At 70.5% G+C, this 18515-nt stretch carries 14 protein-coding genes and 1 pseudogene; 9 read left to right on the top strand and 6 right to left on the bottom strand.

The genetic code is table 11. The features are described from left to right. Genes QA861_RS26330 through QA861_RS26320 form a run of 3 tightly spaced genes read right to left on the bottom strand, consistent with a single transcriptional unit; the run spans position 1 to position 4513 of the window. A complete protein-coding gene (locus tag QA861_RS26330) occupies positions 1 to 1941 on the bottom strand; it encodes a dipeptide/oligopeptide/nickel ABC transporter permease/ATP-binding protein (RefSeq protein WP_334591053.1) in 1941 nt (646 codons plus the stop codon). Continuing rightward, entirely contained in the window at positions 1938 to 2972 is a 1035-nt protein-coding gene (locus QA861_RS26325; protein WP_334591052.1) for an ABC transporter permease, read from the bottom strand. Before QA861_RS26325 ends, QA861_RS26330 begins: the two co-directional genes overlap by 4 nt. Before the next feature lie 2 nt (positions 2973 to 2974). Next, positions 2975 to 4513 (bottom strand): ABC transporter substrate-binding protein, encoded by a 1539-nt coding sequence (locus QA861_RS26320; RefSeq protein WP_334591051.1) that lies wholly within the window; start codon positions 4511 to 4513, stop codon positions 2975 to 2977. A gap of 481 nt (positions 4514 to 4994) precedes the next feature. Here QA861_RS26320 and QA861_RS26315 point away from each other — a divergent pair, with 481 nt between their 5' ends. Next, positions 4995 to 5990 carry a LacI family DNA-binding transcriptional regulator gene (locus tag QA861_RS26315; protein WP_334591050.1) on the top strand — a complete coding sequence of 332 codons (996 nt, stop codon included), beginning with the start codon at positions 4995 to 4997 and terminating at the stop codon, positions 5988 to 5990. 103 nt (positions 5991 to 6093) lie between these two features. On the opposite strand, the gene QA861_RS26310 is transcribed toward QA861_RS26315, so the two are convergent. Continuing rightward, a complete protein-coding gene (locus QA861_RS26310) occupies positions 6094 to 7260 on the bottom strand; it encodes a PucR family transcriptional regulator (protein WP_334591049.1) in 1167 nt (388 codons plus the stop codon). 159 nt (positions 7261 to 7419) lie between these two features. Between QA861_RS26310 and QA861_RS26305 the strand changes: the two genes are divergently transcribed. The 8 genes from QA861_RS26305 to QA861_RS26270 all read left to right on the top strand — a co-directional run bounded on the left by QA861_RS26305 (position 7420) and on the right by QA861_RS26270 (position 16313). Beyond that, a complete protein-coding gene (locus QA861_RS26305) occupies positions 7420 to 8913 on the top strand; it encodes a long-chain-fatty-acid--CoA ligase (RefSeq protein ID WP_334591048.1) in 1494 nt (497 codons plus the stop codon). A 613-nt stretch (positions 8914 to 9526) separates the two neighbouring features. Then, positions 9527 to 10522 carry an NAD-dependent epimerase/dehydratase family protein gene (locus QA861_RS26300; protein WP_334591047.1) on the top strand — a complete coding sequence of 332 codons (996 nt, stop codon included), beginning with the start codon at positions 9527 to 9529 and terminating at the stop codon, positions 10520 to 10522. Between the two features lie 63 nt (positions 10523 to 10585). Next, positions 10586 to 11377 carry a glycosyltransferase family 2 protein gene (locus tag QA861_RS26295; RefSeq protein WP_443041584.1) on the top strand — a complete coding sequence of 264 codons (792 nt, stop codon included), beginning with the start codon at positions 10586 to 10588 and terminating at the stop codon, positions 11375 to 11377. 32 nt (positions 11378 to 11409) lie between these two features. Continuing rightward, positions 11410 to 12027: a TIGR04282 family arsenosugar biosynthesis glycosyltransferase gene (locus QA861_RS26290; protein ID WP_334591045.1), complete on the top strand. Its 618-nt coding sequence runs from the start codon at positions 11410 to 11412 to the stop codon at positions 12025 to 12027. Then, positions 12024 to 12842 (top strand): class I SAM-dependent methyltransferase, encoded by an 819-nt coding sequence (locus QA861_RS26285; RefSeq protein WP_334591044.1) that lies wholly within the window; start codon positions 12024 to 12026, stop codon positions 12840 to 12842. Before QA861_RS26290 ends, QA861_RS26285 begins: the two co-directional genes overlap by 4 nt. 101 nt (positions 12843 to 12943) lie before the next feature. Further along, a complete protein-coding gene (locus QA861_RS26280; RefSeq protein ID WP_334591043.1) occupies positions 12944 to 14329 on the top strand; it encodes a hypothetical protein in 1386 nt (461 codons plus the stop codon). 119 nt (positions 14330 to 14448) lie between these two features. Continuing rightward, positions 14449 to 15198 (top strand): response regulator transcription factor, encoded by a 750-nt coding sequence (locus QA861_RS26275; RefSeq protein ID WP_443041583.1) that lies wholly within the window; start codon positions 14449 to 14451, stop codon positions 15196 to 15198. A gap of 2 nt (positions 15199 to 15200) precedes the next feature. After that, entirely contained in the window at positions 15201 to 16313 is a 1113-nt protein-coding gene (locus tag QA861_RS26270) for a sensor histidine kinase (RefSeq protein WP_334594848.1), read from the top strand. A 171-nt stretch (positions 16314 to 16484) separates the two neighbouring features. Here QA861_RS26270 and QA861_RS26265 read toward each other — a convergent pair. Beyond that, a pseudogene (locus tag QA861_RS26265) lies at positions 16485 to 16730 on the bottom strand (ABC transporter substrate-binding protein); the annotation flags it as partial. A gap of 333 nt (positions 16731 to 17063) precedes the next feature. Beyond that, positions 17064 to 18494, bottom strand: a complete 1431-nt coding sequence (locus QA861_RS26260; RefSeq protein WP_334591041.1) for an RICIN domain-containing protein — start codon at positions 18492 to 18494, stop codon at positions 17064 to 17066. Positions 18495 to 18515: the final 21 nt, after the last annotated feature.

Below are 18515 nucleotides of genomic sequence, written 5' to 3'. Positions count from 1 at the left end.
TCACGCACCTTCGATCTGGTGGGCGTAGAGGCAGCGGGCCTCATGGGAGGCGCCGATCTCGAGGAGGGGGATCCCGCCGCTGCCGCACTGCTCGGTGGCGCGCGCGCATCTCGGCCGGAAGTGACAGCCCTGCGGCCACGAGCCCGGCATGGGGACCGCACCCGGGATGGTGGGCAGCACCGCCGAGCCGTGCTGGTTGTGCGGATTCGAGGCGAGCAGTGCTCGGGTGTAGGGGTGGTGTGGGTTACCGAACAGCGCCTCCACGCCGGCCCGTTCGGCGATCTGGCCGGCGTACATCACCACGACGCGGTCGCACATGTCGGCGACCACGCCCAGGTCGTGGGTGACCAACATGATCGCCATGCCCCGGTCGCGCTGAAGCGCGCGCAGCAGATCGAGGATCTCCACCTGGATGGTGACGTCGAGGGCGGTGGTCGGCTCGTCGGCGATCAGGAGCTTCGGTTCGCCGGCAAGGGCACGCGCGACGACGACTCGCTGGGCCATGCCGCCCGACAGCTCGTGCGGGTAGCGGCGAGCCACGAGATGAGGCTCGGGGAGCTGCACCTGTTCCAACAGTTCGACGGCGCGTCTCCTGGACTTGGCGCGGCTCATTCCGGTGTTGGTCCGGACGGCTTCGGCGAGCTGCCAGCCGATCCGGAAGGCGGGATCGAGCGCGACCATCGGTTCCTGGGAGACGTAGCCGATCTCGGTGCCTCGGACAGCCTGGAGTTCGGACTCCGAGAGGGCCGCAAGGTCCCTGCCGTCGAAAAGGACGTGTCCGGAGTCGATCCGTCCGCCGCCGCCGAGCAGCGCGATGATGGCGAGGGCTGTCGTGGTCTTCCCGCAACCGGACTCTCCGACGACTCCGACGGTCTCTCCACGGGCGATGTCGAAGGACACACTGTCGACCGCAAGGATGGGGCCGGTGGGCGTGGCGTAGGACACCGTGAGGTCGCGGACCGAGAGCAGGCTGTCGGTCGTGCTCGCGGGAACGAGAGAGGCAGCTCGCGCGGGCGCGCTTCGGCGCTTGCCGTCAAGTGGGAGGGCGGACTTGGGAGACCAGCCCTCGGTGCTCGCGTCTCTGACCGCGTCGCCCAGAAGTCCGAACGCCAGAATCGTCAGCGCGATCGCCAGGCCGGGCGGCCAGATCAACCAGGGCTGCTGGAAGAGGGCGGCGACCCCGTCGGCGACCATGCCTCCCCAGCTGGGCTCCGGAGGCGCGGCAATGAGGGCGAGGAAGGCCAGCCCGGTCTGCACCAGCAAGGCAGTTGCCGCCAGCAGGGACGCCTGCACGATGATGGGTCCCATGACCCGCGGCAGCACGTGCCGGGTGACGATGTAGGTCCGCGACATGCCGGACACCCGAGCGGCGGCGACGTAGAGCTGTTCGCGTACCGGCAGTGTCGCGGCTCGCACGACGCGCACGAGACCTGGGGCGGCCAGGACACCGAGAGTCGCCATCGCGGCCGGCACGCTCTGTGGGAAGACCGAGAGCACGACGATGACCAGGATGATCGCCGGCAGCGACAACACGAGATCCGCCAGCCAGATGATCGCCCGGTCGGTCCTGCCGCCGACGTAGCCGGCCACGAGACCGATGGGGATGCCCAGCACCAGGACGACGGCCATCGCCTCGACGACGCCGACCAACGTGACCCGGGTGCCCACCAGCAGGCGCTGGAGAACGTCGCGGCCCAGGCTGTCGACGCCAAGGGGGTGAGCGGAATTCGGGCCGTGCAGGGCGGTTCCGAGATCGCCGGCCCTTTCGGTCCCGACATGCGGCAACAGCATCGGGGCACCGATGGCGATGACGACGAGGATCGCCAGGTACGCCAGGCATACGACGGCCAGCGGCCGGCGCAGCAGACGGCGCGCGAAGCGGGGGGTCACCGGGGATGATGCCGAGGGTTCGGCATCGGCCACAGTCACAGTCACGGTCATGCTGCGCTCACTCTCGGGTTGAGCAGCCCATAGGCGACATCGACCGCCAGGTTGACGACGATGACCATCACGGTGAAGAACACCGCGACCGCCTGGACCGTCGGGATGTCGTGGGCCAGGGCCGAACCGACGACGAGCGAACCAAGGCCCGGCACGGAGAAGACGTTCTCGATGAGAACCGTGCCGCCCAGCAGGCCGACGGTCTGGATACCCAGGACGGTGACGACCGGGATGGCGGCGTTCTTGAGGGCATGCCGATAGATCAGTGACGATCGGGACACCCCGTTGGCGGCGGCCATCCTGATGTACTCGCTTCCGAGCACGTCGAGAACGGATTCCCGGGTCTGCTTCAGCACGGCGGCGACGGAGCCGAGGGAGAGCGCGGTCACCGGCAGCACCAGCGATCGGGCCCAGTCCTGGGGTGATTCGGTGAACGGCACGTACCCGAGCGCCGGGAACCACTCGAGTTTGACGGCGAAGACGACGACCAGCACGGAGCCGACCCAGAAGACGGGCAGTGCCCAGCTGAGGAGAGCGAGCGCGTCGACCGCCCTGCCGATCACTCCACCACGGACGGCACTGAACACGCCGAGGCTGACGCCGGCCACCACGCTCACGAGCAGAGAGCAGCCGATGAGTGACATGGTGACAGGCACTCGACTCACGATCGATTCCAGGACCGGGCTGCCGTTGGTGATCGAATCACCGAAGTCACCCGAGACCGCATGGCTCAGCCAGTGCCAGTACTGCTCGTGGACCGGGAGGTCGAGCCCGAGTTGCCGGCGCAGCGCTTCGTACTGGTCCGGTGTGCCTCTGGCTCCGAGGATCTGGCGGGCGGCGTCTCCCGGGGTGAGCGACAGCAACAGGAAGTTGAAGCTCGACACGACCAGCAGCAGGGGGACTGCCGTCAACATCCGGTGGCCCAGCAGCGAGGTCAGCCTGCCGCCTCCGGTGCCGCGTCTGCGGATGGCGCGCCCGCGACGGGAGCGCGTGAGCGGCGCTCCCATCGCGTCAACCGACGAGTTGGCCATCGTCAGCCCTTCCAGCCGAGGTCGGCGCCGAAGACCATCCAGGAGCCCTTCTCGACTCCGGTGAGGTGCTCATTCATGCCCCACGGGATGTTGTACTCGTAGATCGGCACATTGGGGGCCTGCTCGGTGACCATGCTGTTGAGCTTTCTGAACGTCTTCGCTGTCTCATCGCCCTGCGCTGTCTGACCCTGGCGGTAGAGCGCGTCGATCTTGGCGTCCGAAGCACCGAAGGGGTTTATCGATGCCTTGGGGGCATACAGGAGCGAGTACGTGAGCGATGTCGGGGAGATGTCCGGAGTCCACTCGACCGCGGCGAACTTCTTCGAGAGCGCCTGCTGGACGAAGTCGGTGGTTGCCTGGGCGACCTTGACGTGGACGCCGATCTTTTCCCAGTCCTGCGCGACCGACTGCATCGTCAGGTCGCCCCAATTGCCGACCATGGCCCCCGGGTCGAGGACGTCCATGCTGAACCCGTCCGGGTAGCCGGCCTGGGCGAGCAGCGCCTTCGCCTTCTTCGGGTCGTAGGGGTAGCGATCTTCCAGGGCCGGGTCGGTGAACTCGGTCTGGTACTGGGATGTGGGCCGGCCGTACTCGCCGACCAGCGCCTTGGTGATCGGCTCACGGTCGACGGCGTAGTTCAGCGCCTGCCGGACCCGGACGTCGGCGAGCGGCTTGGTGGCTGTCCCGTTGCGGTCGAGGAGCGTCACCAACACGGTGCCGCTGCGCCAGTGCATCACCTTCACGCCCGCCTTCTTCGCCGCGGGCGCGGTGGACGGGTCCAGGTTGCCGAAGTCGATCTGCCCGGACTGGAACGCGCGCAGCATCGAGGACGGGTTGGAGATGATCCGGACGGTCACCTTCTTGAAACGGACCTTCGACGGATCGTGGTAGTACTTGCTGGGCACGAGGGTGTAGTGGTCGCCGACCACCGAGTCGGCGGCATCAAGGACATAGGGGCCGACGCCGTACGTGCCCTTCGCCAGGCTGCCGGGGTCGGCGACGGACTTGGGGCTCGAGATGGCGCCCCGGTTCGCGTACTGGGACAGGATCAAGGGCACGATCGGGCACGGCGAGGCGAGATTGAGCCGGACCGTGTACTCGCCCTTGGTCTCGACGGAGCCGATCGAGAGTGAGGAGGCGAACGGCCCGGGCTGCTTCGCGAAATAGTCCAGCCAGGTCTTGACCGCCGCCGCGTTCAGCGGACTGCCGTCGGTGAAGCGGATCCCCTTCTTGAGGGTGAACTCGAAGACCTTGTTCCCCTTTCCGACGTACTCGTAGTCGCTCACCAGACCGGGGCTGGCGGTGTAGTCGGCGTTCATGTGGAACAGGGACTCATTGGTCAGCGAACGCATCACGTTCTGCAATCCGGCGCCGTCCTTGGCCGGGTCGAGCGTGGCCGGCCCGGCCGAGAGGCCGATGCGCAGCTCATTCGCGCTGGTGCGCGCCGGTCCGTCCCCCTGCTGACTGCCGGCGCCGCATGCTGTTGTGCCGAGTGCCAGCGCCGATGCGGCGAGCAGTGCGATCAAGGGTTTGCGGTTCATGCGTGTTCTCCTGGAAGTCTCAACTGGGCCACGAGTCGCGTGTTGACCTGCGTCGGTCACTTGTGCGGGAACTGCGGCAGGCGTCGGCAGGTCTGCTCGACCTGGTCGCGGCGAGTGCCCGACAGCCGCATCAGAACGGGTTCGTGGCGCGAGCGGGCAGGCTCGGGAGTGCCGCAGTGGCGTGGCGCGGAGGTGTCGTGGTCACGAGATCCGGTTCGACGGGGGAGGCGAAGCGGCGGGGTGTCGTGTCGGTGGTGACGGGATCGTGTCGTCCATGACAGATCTCTCTTCGTGTGGATCCACCCCGTCGGCGCGCACGAACGCGGTGATCGGCTGGGGTGGGCGGCTCGGGCAAAACAGGTGCGGGGCGTCCCCCTACAGGCCATTGCGGCTACCGAAGCGGCGATCTAATACGTATTAGATCGCTGATCGCCGTACCGTAGCCTTTGTCGGAAGGTGTGGCAAGAGTTCGGGAGGGGCATTGCCGAGGATCACCAGCAAGGACGTGGCGCGAGAGGCCGGGGTCTCACAGACCACCGTGAGCTTCGTGCTCAACGGGAGGGACGAGCACGGTCTCTCCGCGGAGACCCGCCGCCGGGTGCTGGAGACGGCGGAGCGTCTCGGCTACGTACCGTCGGGAGCCGGCCGTGCGCTGCGCAAGGGCCGTAGCAACGTCGTGCTCTGCGTGGTTCCTGACCTTCCCGTCGCCGAGGCCATGGAGCGGTTCAAACTGGCTCTCGGCCGCTCACTGAGCGAGGCCGGTTACACCTGCGTATATCTGCACCACGCCGGTACGACCACGCCGCTGGCCGAGCTGTGGCAGCACGTCCAGCCGGCGGTGGTCGTCGCGTTCGGTGGCCTGCCGCCCGCCGATGCGCGGTCACTGCTTCGAGCTGAAATCCCGTTGCTCAATGGCGTGTTCGCCCCGGACGACACCAGCCTGACCGGACTGAGCCAGGAAGCTGTCGGACGCATGCAGATCGAGCACCTCGCGGCACGCGGGCACCGGCACATCGGCTACGCCGCGCTGGACGACCCCCGCGAGCGGCCCTTCTGCCTACCCCGTCTGCAGGGAGCCACCCGGGCCTGCAGCGACCTGGGTCTGCCATCGCCGCACGTGGTCAGCATGCGCTATTCGCGGGCCAGCGCCCAGGCAGCCGTCGCGGAGTGGACGCAGGGCGCCACCCCGGTCACCGCGGTCGCCGCGTTCAACGATCTGATCGCGCTCGCCGTCCTGGCGAGCTGCCGTACGCAGCACATCGCCGTCCCGGACGACCTGGCGCTCATCGGCGTCGACGACCTCCCGGTGAGCTCGCTCGCCGTACCGTCCCTGACCACCATCGGGATGGCCCTCACCGTGGCAGCCGGCAATCTCACCGCACGGATCCTCTCGATGGCCGGCGCCGCGGCCCCGGCAGCGCCAAGTGAGCCTGGCGCGGGCGACATCCTCGCAGTCGTAGAGCGCGAAACGACATAGCCGGCTGACGGCTCGGGTGCTTGTGGCCGAGGTCGCCCCGCCGGTAAGTCGCCCCGCTCGTAATGGGATGTGCGGGAGTTCGACGGCGGGGTCGGTCGCGGGCTCACCGTGGCAGGAGCCGCAGCGCGTGCAGGGCGGCGCCCAGGTCGGCCAGGGTGTTGGGTTCGGAGAGCGAGCGGCCCGTCAGCTTCTCGACGCGGCGCAGCCGGTAGCGCACGGTGTTGGGGTGGACGAAGAGCAGGTCGGCGGCCTCGGCGGCGACGCCCCCCGCGGCGAACCAGTGCCCGAGGGTCTCCAGCAGTCGCGCCCGCTCAGCTGCCGGCAGGTCCAGGACCGGCCTGAGTACGACCTCCACGAGGCGGGTCGCCTCAGCGGGCGCCGCGGCGACCAGCATGGCGAGGGGGCTGTCGTCGAAGCGGGCCACCCCGGGTCCGTCGCCCGGCAGCCCGGCGAGCGCCAGCCGGGCGAACCGCAGTGCCTGTGGAGTGTCCCGCAGCGAGTCGAAGCGTGGACTGACCCCCACCCGGGCGCGGCTTCGGCGCAGCGCCGGCAGGCTCACCGTCTCCGCGTCCCGGTGCAGGAGGGAGACCAGCCCGATCTGCTGGTCGGGCAACAGCCGCCAAGCCGAGGGCACCTGGACCTGGCGCAGCACGGCCTCGATGCCGGGCAGCGGCTCCTGGCCCGGGTCCGGCACGGACGCGGCGACGACCGCGTACGGGCCCCGCTCGGGCAGGCCGAGCTGCCTGGCCGCCTCCCGCAGCGTCGTAGGGTCCGCGAGCGCGCCCGTGAACAGCGCCTCGGCCAGCGCCGAACGGCGGGCCTCGCGGCGCAGCGCCAACTCCGCGCTGGCCTCCCGGTAGGCGGCCGCGACCGCCTCGGCGTAGCGGCCGAACAGCGCCCAGATCCGCGACGACCCTGCCACCAGCTGCGCGTCCGTGACCTCCGGATGCCTGCGAGCCTCCTCGACCATCTGCGACCAGAGGTACTCGAAGCCGACCCGGTAGGCGTGCAGCGTGTCGGCCAGGGGCACGCCCTGCTCGGCGCGCAGCCGCCCGGTCTCCTGCGCGGGCCGTACGTCGGGCTCCGCACCGGAGGCGAAATGCCGGAGCACCAGGTCGGCGTTGCTCTCGCAGGAATCCCGCAGCGAGACAAAGGGCGTGAGCGAGTCGTCCGTGTAGGACTCGACCTCCGCGCGGATGCGCTGAGCCATCCGCTCACCGAGTTCGGGAAGGCGCTCGCGCAGGGCGGCACTCACACCTGACAGATCCATCCTCGCAGCGTACGACGCCCTGTTTGTGCTCCGGAACAATCCCGGCCTGCGTCGGCTGTCCGCGCCGCCATGGACGGCCGCGATCGCGGCCGTCACCATTCCGTGAGCGTCGGAGGTGAACTCGGCCGGCGCCACGGAGCATGTGTGCAAGGAGGCATCATGGCCAATCTGGCGGAATTCCTGGCGGAGACGGCGCGTCGGCAGCCCGAGAGCCCGGCGCTGCGGCTGGGCACGGCGACCACCACGTACGCCGAACTGGACCGGCTGAGCGCACAGGCCGCCGCGCTGCTGCGTGCCGAGGGCCTGCGCGCAGGCGACCGTGTCGCACTGATGCTGCCGAATGTCCCCGAGTTCGTCGTCCTGTACTACGGCATCCTGCGCGCCGGCGGGATCGTGGTGCCGATGAATCCGCTGCTCAAGTCCCGGGAGACCGACTACCACCTGCGGGACTCCGGTGCCGTGCTGCTCTTCGAGTGGCACGCGGCGCCCGGCCAGGGCGCCGAGGGAGCGGCTGCCGCCGGGGTGCGGCACCGCTCGGTCGAGCCCGCGGCCTTCGCCGGCCTGCTCGCCGGGCAGGAGCCGCGGTACGAGGTCGCCGCCGCGGCCGGTGACGACATCGCCGTGCTGCTCTACACCTCCGGCACCACCGGCCGCCCCAAGGGCGCCGCGCTCACTCACGGCGGGCTGCGCCACAACACCGAGGTCAGCGCCGTGGACGTGGAGCAGCTCACCAGCGAGGACGTCATCGTCGGCTGTCTGCCGTTGTTCCACATCTTCGGGCAGACCTGCACGATGAACACCGCCGTGTTCAGCGGTGCCTCGCTCATCATCGTTCCCCGCTTCGATCCGCAGACGGTGCTCGACGCCATCGCCCGCGACCGGGCCACGGTCTTCGAGGGCGTGCCCACCATGTACGCGGCGCTGCTTCAGCATCCGGGTGCCGCCGAGGCAGACGTGTCGACCCTGCGTATGTGCATCTCGGGCGGCGCGTCCCTGCCGGTGGAGATCCTTCACAGTTTCGAACGGCGCTTCGGCTGCATGATTCTGGAGGGCTTCGGCATGTCCGAGACCAGCCCGGTCGTCTCCTTCAACCACCCTGGCCGTCCGCGCAAGGCCGGATCCATCGGCACCCCCGTCCGCGACGTCGAGGTGCGCCTGCTGGACGACGCCGGCCGGGAGGCGGCGCCGGGCGAGGTCGGCGAACTGGCGGTTCGCGGACCGAACCTGATGAAGGGCTACTGGAACCGCCCGGAAGAGACCGCCGCCGCCATCCCCGACGGCTGGCTGCGCACCGGCGATCTGGCCCGCCAGGACGAGGACGGCTACCTGTACATCGTCGACCGCAAGAAGGACCTCATCATCCGCGGTGGCTACAACGTCTACCCGCGCGAGATCGAGGAAGTCCTGCACGAGCACCCCGCCGTCGCCCTCGCAGCCGTCGTCGGCCTGCCCGACGAGCGCCTCGGTGAGGAGGTGGCGGCAGCGGTCGTCCTCCGTCAGGGAGCCGAGGCGACGGTCGAGGAACTCCAGGAGTTCGTCCGCGAGCGGGTGGCCGCCTACAAGTACCCGCGCCGCGTGTGGCTGGCGGACGCCCTGCCGATGGGCCCGAGCGGCAAGATCCTCAAGCGTGAGATCACGGCACCGGTGTGCTGAGCTGATGCTTCTCAAGGTGGCCCAGGCAGATGCGCGGGACGCCGACCCGTCGACACACCCAGCGGTGCGCGAGACTCCCCTCGGCTGCTCGGCACTGGACGTACGGCGTGGGACGCGGACCAGGTGGGGTGTCCGGCCTCCGGGCGCCCCACCTACCGGCTCGCGGACCGCAGGCACTTGCCCGAGGTGGTCCCGCAGCCAGGGCAGGGTCAGGGCGCGGGTGGTCTGCATGCCGATGTTGGCGACGCTGCCGTCGTAGCCGTGCTCCATGAAGGGGAGCTGGACGTACCGGTGGGTGACGCCGGCGGCGGTGAGCTGGTCCGCGAATGCTTTCGAGTGTTCTGCGAAGACGAGGTGGTCGGCGCCGCCATGGAGGATCAGTGCAACTGGACCTGGGTGGGCGCCCGGCGCCCGACAGCGGCAGGCGGGCGGTGTAGACAAGGCCGTCAGGGCCCCCGGCGGTGTCGTTGTTTTTCCAGTTCGACCGCAGAGTCACGGCGGTCGGCAGGGCCGCGAAACGCGGATGAGGTGGCTCTGCCGAGGTCTTACGGACCTGTGACGGCATGGGCGTGGTGCTGCCGCGCGGTGCGTGTCTGCTCCTAGCGTTTCGGTCATGCGAGTACTGATCACCGGCGGAGCCGGGTTCATCGGGTGTCATGTAGTGGAGGCCCTGACCGCGCGGGGCCACCAGGCGATCGTGTTCGACCTGCGTGACGGCCTGGACGTGCGGGACCCCGACTCGGTCGCCGCCGTACTGACGGGCGTCGACGCCGTCTGTCATCAGGCCGCGATGGTGGGCCTCGGGAAGGACTTCGGTGACGCGTCGGAGTACGTCTCCCACAACGACCTGGGTACGGCCGTGCTGCTCTCCGCCATGGCCGACGCCAAGGTACGGCACCTCGTGCTGGCCGGGTCCATGGTCGTGTACGGCGAGGGGGCGTACGCCTGCGAGAGGCACGGGCCGGTACGGCCCGGCCCGCGGACCGTGGCGGATCTGGACGCGGGACGGTTCGACCCCCGGTGCCCGCGGTGCGGGGAGCAGCTGAACCCGGGGCTGGTCGAGGAGGACGCCCCCGTCGACCCCCGCAACGTGTACGCCACGACCAAGCTGGCCCAGGAGCATCTGGCGGCGGCATGGGCCCGGTCGACGGGCGGCTCGGCGATTTCGCTGCGCTACCACAACGTGTACGGGCCGGGCATGCCGCGCGACACCCCGTACGCCGGCGTCGCGTCCTTCTTCCGGTCCGCGCTCGCCCGGGGTGAGGGTCCGCGCCTCTTCGAGGACGGTGGGCAGCGGCGTGACTTCGTCCATGTGCGTGACGTGGCGGCGGCGAACGTGACGGCCCTGGAGGCGGAGGCCCGAGCCGGGGCGCTGGTCGCGTACAACACCGGCACCGGGGAGCCGCACACGGTGGGGGAGATGGCGCGGGCGCTGGCCTCCGCGTACGGCGGGCCCGAGCCGGTGGTGACCGGGGAGTACCGCCTGGGGGACGTCCGCCACATCACGGCGGACTCGTCCCGGCTGCGAGCCGAGCTGGGCTGGAAGGCCGAGGTCGGGTTCGAGGAGGGGATGCGGGAGTTCGCGAGAGCGAAGCTGCGCGGGGAGTGACTCTCGCCCCCCCGCGCGTCCCCGACCGAACTGATCTGACTGATCTCCTAGGTGAAAGTCGTGATGACCCCTCCTGAGTCCCCTTCCGCATCCCCCTCCGCATTCGCATCCGCAGCCGCATCGGTGGCGGAGACCATCGCGCCTGTCGACGTGGTCCTTCCCTGTCTGAACGAGGTCGAGGCCCTGCCCTGGGTGCTCGCCCGTATCCCGGCCACCTGGCGTGCGCTGGTGGTGGACAACGGTTCCACGGACGGTTCGGCGGAGTTGGCCAGCGCTCTCGGCGCGACCGTCGTGCGGGAGACCCGGCGCGGCTTCGGCGCCGCCTGCCACGCCGGGCTGACCGCGGCCACCGCGGACATCGTGTGCTTCTGCGACTGCGACGCCTCACTCGACCCGTCCCTGCTCGAACCCTTCGTGCGCGAGGTCCGGGAGGGCGAGGCCGACCTCGTACTCGGGCGCCGCCGCCCGCAGGGCCGAGGCGTCTGGCCCGCGCACGCCCGCGTGGGCAACCTCGCGCTGGCACGGATGATGCGCCGCCGCACAGGGCTGCGCCTGCACGACCTCGGCCCGCTCCGCGCCGGGCGCCGCGAACAACTGCTCGACCTCGATCTCACGGACCGGCGCAGCGGCTACCCGCTGCAGATGGTCGTCCGAGCCGCCGACTCCGGCTGGCGTGTCGTCGAGCACGACGTGCCGTACCTGCCGCGCACCGGTGCCTCCAAGGTCACCGGCACGTGGCGTGGAACCTGGCAGGCGGTACGGGACATGGGCCGGGTCCTGTCCGAACCGCCGGTGGCCAGGGAAGAGGCTGTCGCCGGCCCGGTCGCCGTACTCCCAGGAGGAATCGCTCAGTGAACCACCCAGTGAACCGCATAAGGAACCGCTCAGTGACCACACTCCTCGTCATCGCCAAGGAGCCGAGGCCGGGTCGGGTCAAGACCCGGCTCACCCCGCCCTTCACACCCCAGGAAGCGGCGGCGCTCGCCGAGGCCGCGCTCGTGGACACCCTGCGGGCAGTGGCGGCCACCCCCGCCCGGCGTCGCGTACTGGTGCTCGACGGTGTTCCGGGCCCCTGGTTGCCGCCCGGCTTCGACGTCGTCCCGCAGTGCGCGGGAGGTCTGGACGAGCGCCTGGCCGCCGCCTTCGCCGGTTGCGACGGACCCGCGCTGCTCATCGGTATGGACACCCCGCAGGTGACGCCCGCGCTGCTCACCGTGGACTTCGCCGACTGCGACGCGTATTTCGGCCCGGCCGAGGACGGCGGCTTCTGGGCGCTTGGCCTGGCCCGCCCCGACCCCGAACTGCTGCGGGGTGTGCCGATGTCGACGCCCACGACAGGCGCCGTACAGCATGAGCGGCTCGTCATGGCGGGCCTGCGGGTGCGCGAGCTGCCGCGCCTCCGGGACGTGGACACCGCCCGCGACGCGGAGGCGGTCGCCGCGTCGGCCCCGGACAGCCGGTTCGCCGCCGAGCTGGGGCGCCTCGGGGTGGCCGCCGGCCGATGAGCACCGCACACGAGATCACCTCGCCCAGGACGACCGGCTCGGACTGTCCCGCGACTGTCACGTTGCCCGGCACCCAGCGCCCCTGGTCCGCCGACCCGTACTCCGAGGCCCTGGTCGAAGGCCGAGGGCCGCTCTTCCTGCGTCGGTCCGACGGCTGGCTGCTGCCGCTGGAAGTGGAACGCTGGTGTGCCGGAGCCGACGCGGCGGACATGAGGGTCCTGGACCACTGTGAAGGGGCCGTACTCGATGTCGGATGCGGGCCGGGGCGGCTCGTCGCCGAACTCGCCTCCCGTGGCCTGCCCGCCCTAGGCGTCGACATCAGCGAAGCCGCCGTCACCCGCACCGTGCGGCTCGGCGGCCAGGCGCTGCGCCGCTCCGTCTTCGAACCGCTTCCCGCCGAAGGACGCTGGGACACCGTCCTCCTCATCGACGGCAACATCGGTATCGGCGGCGATCCGGGCGCCCTCCTGCGGCGGATGTCCCAACTCCTCGGCCATGGCGGCCTCCTGATCACCGAGACGGCCCCCGACAGCGAGGTCGGCGAACGCGTCACCGTCCAGGTCGTCCGACTCACCGCCGACGCTCACGGGTCCGCCGGGCCACCCTTCCCCTGGGCCCGCCTCGGCACTCCCGCCCTCCTCCGGCTCGCGACGCACGCGGGCTGGCACCCGGAGCGCCAGTGGACGACCGGCGGCCGCTCTTTCGTCGCCCTGCGCAACCGCGGTGACCGCAGTGACCAGAGGGGGATCACCACCGTGATCAGCAGTCGGCAGGACAGTGACCTGTCGCCGGGCAGGGTGGTGGCAGGGAGATGAAAAAGGCTCTCCCCCCTGTCTCCTCAACCGCACCTCCCGGCTCGGGGAAGACAGGGCCCGAGACTCATGACGAAACCCTGACGCCCTGGCTCGCCAGGGCCATGTCCGGCCCGCCCCGGCCTAGCGTGCCGGGTGTGAACCGCGATCTTCTCCGGGACCTCTACGCGGTCCTGACCGCAGCCCTGCTCGTCACGACGGCCGCTGTGATCGGTACCGCCATCGAGCACCGATACGGCACCCTTCATGTCAGCTTCCCGCCCCTGTACGGCCACTGGGAGCCGCACCTCGGCCCCGGCACCCCCGCCGCGATCATCGTGGCCGTCACCGTCGTCGCGTACGGGCCGCTCCTCGCCGCCCGGCTGCCCTGGCGCGCCCTGCTGGTCACCGCTTACGGCACCGCCACGGCGTGGACGTTCTCGCTCGCCCTGGTCGACGGCTGGCAGCGCGGGATCGCCCGGCGACTGACGACCAAGTACGAATACCTGCAGGTCATCGACCCCGTCAACCGCTTCCACGACATTCCCGCCGCCCTACGGGACTTCACTCACCACATTCTGATCCACTCACCCGGCGCCTGGCCCGCGCACGTCGCCGGACATCCCCCCGGAGCCACCCTCACCTTCGTCCTCCTCGACCGCATCGGGCTCGGCGGCGGCGCCTGGGCGGGCGTCTGGTGCGTCACCGTCGGCGCGACAGCGGCCGTGGCGGTTCTCGTCACCGTGCGCGTCCTGTGCGGGGAGGCGCTCGCGCGCCGGGCGGCCCCCTTCCTCGTCCTGGCCCCGGCAGCCGTGTGGATGGGCACCTCCGCGGACGGCTACTTCGCGGCCGTCGCCGCCTGGGCCCTCGCCTTCCTCGCCCTCGCGGTCACCGGACGCCGGCCCCGGTCGACGGGCCTCGCCTCCGGGCTCCTCCTCGGCCTCACCGCGTATCTCTCGTACGGCCTGACACTGTTCGCCGTGATCGCCGCAGGCGTCGTGCTGCTCGGCTCCCGACGCCTGCGCCCGCTCCCGTACGTCCTCGCCGGACTCGTGGTCGTCCCGGCCGCTTTCACCTTCGCCGGCTTCAACTGGTGGGAGGCGTACCACCTGCTCGTCACCCGCTACTTCCAGGGGGCCGGCGGTGTCCGGCCGTACGGCTACTGGGTGTGGGCGAACCTCGCGTGCACGGTGCTGCTGGTGGGGCCGGCGACGGTCGCGGGCCTGCGGCGAGCCGGCGCGGCGCCGGTTCGCAAGGGGCTTCGTGGGCTCCCTCGCGCGAGCGTCGACGCCCCCGAATCCCGGCTCGCGGTGCTCGTGTTCGCCGCGCTGCTCGCCCTCCTCGCCGCCGACCTCTCAGGCATGAGCAAGGCGGAGACGGAGCGTATCTGGCTGCCGTTCGCACTCTGGTTGCTCCCCGCATGCGCGTTCCTGACCCGCCCACGCGCCTGGCTGGCCGCACAGGCCACCCTCGCTCTGCTCCTCAACCACCTGCTGCTGACGGGGTGGTGACAACTGACAGCGATGCCCGCTCGATCGAGCCCCACGGGCGGCGGAGCCAGGTTCTTACGAAACGCGGACGTGCGGACGGCCGTGCCGCACGGAATCGAGGCAGGTGGGAAACTGGAGGCATGCAGCAGTCGCACGAATCGGCGGGTTCCGAGCTTCCTCCACGTGGGCGTGGAGGCGCCATGCGCGTCCTCGTCGTGGACGACGATCCGACGGTCGCCGAGGTCGTCTCCGGCTATCTCGACCGTGCCGGGTACGACGTGGACCGGGCCGGGGACGGGCCGTCAGCGCTCGTGCGGGCCGCCGCGCACCGGCCGGACCTGGTGGTGCTCGACCTGATGCTGCCCGGCATGGACGGCCTGGAGGTGTGCCGCCGTATCCGGGCCCGCGGGCCTGTGCCGGTCATCATGCTCACCGCCCGGGGCGACGAGGGCGACCGGATCCTGGGCCTCGAAGTGGGCGCCGACGACTACGTCACGAAGCCCTTCAGCCCCCGTGAGCTGGTCCTGCGGGTCGAGTCGGTACTGCGCCGGTCCCGGCCCGCCCCAGCGGCTCACCCGGTGCACGGGGCAGGCATCACCGTCGACCCGGCCGCCCGACGCGCCACCAAGAACGGCGCCGAACTCAGCCTCACACTCCGCGAGTTCGACCTCCTCGCCTTTCTTCTGCGCAACCACGGGCGTGCCTACAGTCGCGAGGAACTGATGAAGGAAGTGTGGGGCTGGGACTTCGGCGATCTGTCCACCGTCACCGTCCATGTACGTCGGCTGCGGGGCAAGGTGGAGGACGATCCGGCCCGGCCGCAGCTGATCCAGACGGTGTGGGGAGTGGGCTACCGCTTCGACGCCACCCCGTTCGAGGAGGCGGTATGAGCGTGCGTGACCTCCTGCTGATCGCCCTGTTCGCCTTTCTCGGCGCTGTCGCGGCCGGGCTGCTCGGGGCGGGCGTCCTGTGGCTGATCAGGCGACGCTCGCTGACCACGTCTCTCGCTGTGGTCGCGGCCGTGGCCGTGACGGCCATGCTGGCGGGCACGCTGTCCGTGGCTAGGGCCATGTTCCTGTCCACGCACGACCTGACCGTCGTCACGATGGTCGTCGCGATGGCGGCGGTCGTCTCCCTGGCCACCGCCCTGCTGCTCGGCCGGTGGGTCGTCGCCGGCAGCAGGGCGCTCACCGCCGCTGCCCGTTCCTTCGGCGACGGCGGCCACTTCGCGGCTCCCCACGGCTCGGCGAACGCCGAACTCGCCGAGCTGAGCCGGGAGTTGGCCAGCACCAGTGCGAAGCTCGCCACGTCCCGCGACCGTGAGCGCGCCCTGGAGACATCGAGGCGCGAACTGGTCGCGTGGATCTCGCACGACCTGCGCACCCCACTCGCGGGACTGCGCGCCATGTCCGAGGCCCTGGAGGACGGAGTCGCCGCCGACCCTCAGCGCTACCTCCGGCAGATGCGCACGGAAGTCGAACGTCTCAACGACATGGTCGGGGACCTCTTCGAACTCTCCCGCATACACGCCGGGGCGCTCGCGCTCTCCCCTTCGCGCATCTCCATGTACGACCTGGTCGGCGACGCCCTCGCCGGAGCGGACGCTCTCGCCCGAGAGCACGGCGTCTGGCTGATCGGCGATCGCATCGAGCCGGTGCCGGTCGAGGTCGACGGCAAGGAGATGAGCCGGGTACTGAGCAATCTGCTGGTCAACGCGATCCGCCGGACGCCCTCGGACGGCACGGTCGCGGTCGCCGCCGAGCGATCCCCGGACGGTGTCGTCGTGTCCGTCACCGACGGCTGCGGAGGCATCCCGGACGACGACCTGCCGAGGGTCTTCGACACCGGCTGGCGCGGCACGCATGCCCGTACCCCTCCGGCGGGCGCGGGGCTCGGCCTCGCCATCGTCCGGGGCATCGTCGAGGCACACCGTGGACAGGCCGCCGTGCGCAACGTACCCGGCGGCTGCCGCTTCGAGGTGACCCTTCCCCTGGCCGAGGCCTGACCCGACGCGGTCGAACCGTCCGTACGCGGCCGGGCTCCGGCAAGGCGTGCGTCGACCGCACACCGGCCCGAGGGAGCGCGAACCGCGCGGAGTCCCCGTGCCACCACCCGGCCCTTCTCGGGCGCAGGTCCACATCGTCGCTGCTCGGCATGGACCGACGTCCGCCCGCCGCTACGCCCCCGGGTGCGGTCCGAGCGAGCCGGGGGTGGGGTCGCCCTTGACCTCGCCGAAGTAGAGGGCGAAGGTCTGCTTCCAGCGTTCGACGGCAGCGCGGTCGGACATGAAGCGGGGGAAGCCGTCGACGTGGGCGTCCGGGTACTCCCAGATCGGCTTCAGACCGGCCGGGGGTGTGATGTCGGTGCGGACGGACCAGCCGTTGAAGGAGTTGTTCTGCGTCTCCGTCGACAGCTGCCAGTTGAAACTCCCGCCCGGCGGACGCCTCGTCACCGCCGCGCGAGGCCGCCGCCGAAACAATCGTGCGGCGCGCGCGGCATCTTGACGTCACGCGAGACGAGGGCGACCCGGCGGTGTCGGCCGACGCGGTCCGCGAGGGACGCGGTCCGCGAGGGACGTGCTCCGCCGGCGCGTTCGGAGGGCGTCCGCTTCATCGAACACACCGACGGGGTGTACGTCTGCCGGCTGGCGTCCGGGCGCTGCCGCGTCAACGCCCGACTCCGCTGACGGACCCCCGCCGACCGGACGCGCGACGCGGCTGCGGTGCCCCTCGGCACCGCAGCCGCCAGCGAAGCGTCAGACAGGGAGCCACTGCTGGTTCGCGCCGCTGTTGCAGCTCGACTGGTTCAGGGTGGCTCCGTTGGCGGTCGACCCTCCGGTGACCTGGAGACACAGTCCGCTGGTGACATTGGTGAAGGTGACATAGCCGCCGATCACCGATGTCCTGCGCCAGAGTTGGTGTGTGCCGCCGTCGCAGGTCCACTGGTCGGCGGTCGCACCGTCGGCCGTGGCGCCGCCCGGGATTTCGAGACACTTGCCGCTGTTGACGTTGATCAGACGGAAGTTCGACCCGGATGGGCTCAGCATCCACTGCTGGTTGGTTCCGGCGTTGCAGTTCCCGGAGTTGACCGACGCACCGTCGGCGCCGCTCGCGAACCAGACGTCCGCGCACTTGGCGCTGTTGCGGTTCAGTAGGTGGTTGTTCGCGGAGCCCAGCGGGGCGGCGAGGACGGGCCAGCCCCCGGCGAAGGTGACCTGGCGGATGTCCAGTGACTCCTGCCCGTTGTTGTCGCCGTCGTAGTAGTGGTAGGCGAGGAACTTCGACGCGCCGTCGTCGAAGGCGTCCGCGCCCCCGGCCGCCACCTTGGGGTACGCACCCGCGAGCACCGTCGTTCCGCCGCCGGACGCCATGTCCGTGCCGGCCTGGTCGAGGTAGGGGCCGGTGATGGCGGTGGACCGTCCGACGACCGTGTAGTAGGTGCTGTTGGTTCCGCTGCAGCACAGGCCCTTGGAGCCGAAGAGGTAGTAGTAGCCGCCGTTGAGGATGATCGTCGGGTTCTCGATGCCGACGGCGATGTGCCACAGGTTGTTGTCCGTGGTGGACAGCTTGCCGGTGGACTCGTCCAGGACGTGCATATAGGTGCCGGAGCCGGTCCAGGAGCCCCAGGAGACGTACAGCCGGCCGTCGGGTCCCCAGTCGACGTTGGGGTCGATGGGGTAGTCGACGTCGGTGACCATGCCCTGGTCGGTCCAGGGGCCCTCGATGCTGGTGGCGGTGGCCAGGCCCATCACCGCGTACGAGGTGCCCCAGCGCGAACCGGCGTAGTACAGGTGGTACTTGCCGTTGAAGTACTTGATGTCGGGGGCCCAGATGTTCGGCGGCGTCGCACCGAGCTTGGTGGTGATCCAGGACGGCGTCGACTCCCAGATGTTGCCGATCTTGGTCCAGCCGGTCGCCGCCGTGGCGTCGCATGTCCGGCGCTCGGTGATGGACCCGCTGGGATTGAGCGGGTCGTTCTCGAACCCGGTGGAGAAGCCGTAGGAACAGTTGCCCACCTTGATGACGGACGGGTCGTGCATACGGATGTCACCGCCGAGCGCCTGCGCTCGGCCGGCCGCGATCAGACCGAGAACGGCCAGGGTGGCGGCCAGCAGAGCGGCGAGGACGGGACGGTGCCGTCGTCCGGGTATCCGGAGGAGGATGCCTTCGGCATGCGGGGTGGTCACACGAAACTCCTTTGTATCGGT

The organism is Streptomyces sp. B21-083 (assembly GCF_036898825.1).
GTDB lineage: Bacteria > Actinomycetota > Actinomycetes > Streptomycetales > Streptomycetaceae > Streptomyces.
This window is presented reverse-complemented; position numbering and strand designations above follow the sequence as displayed.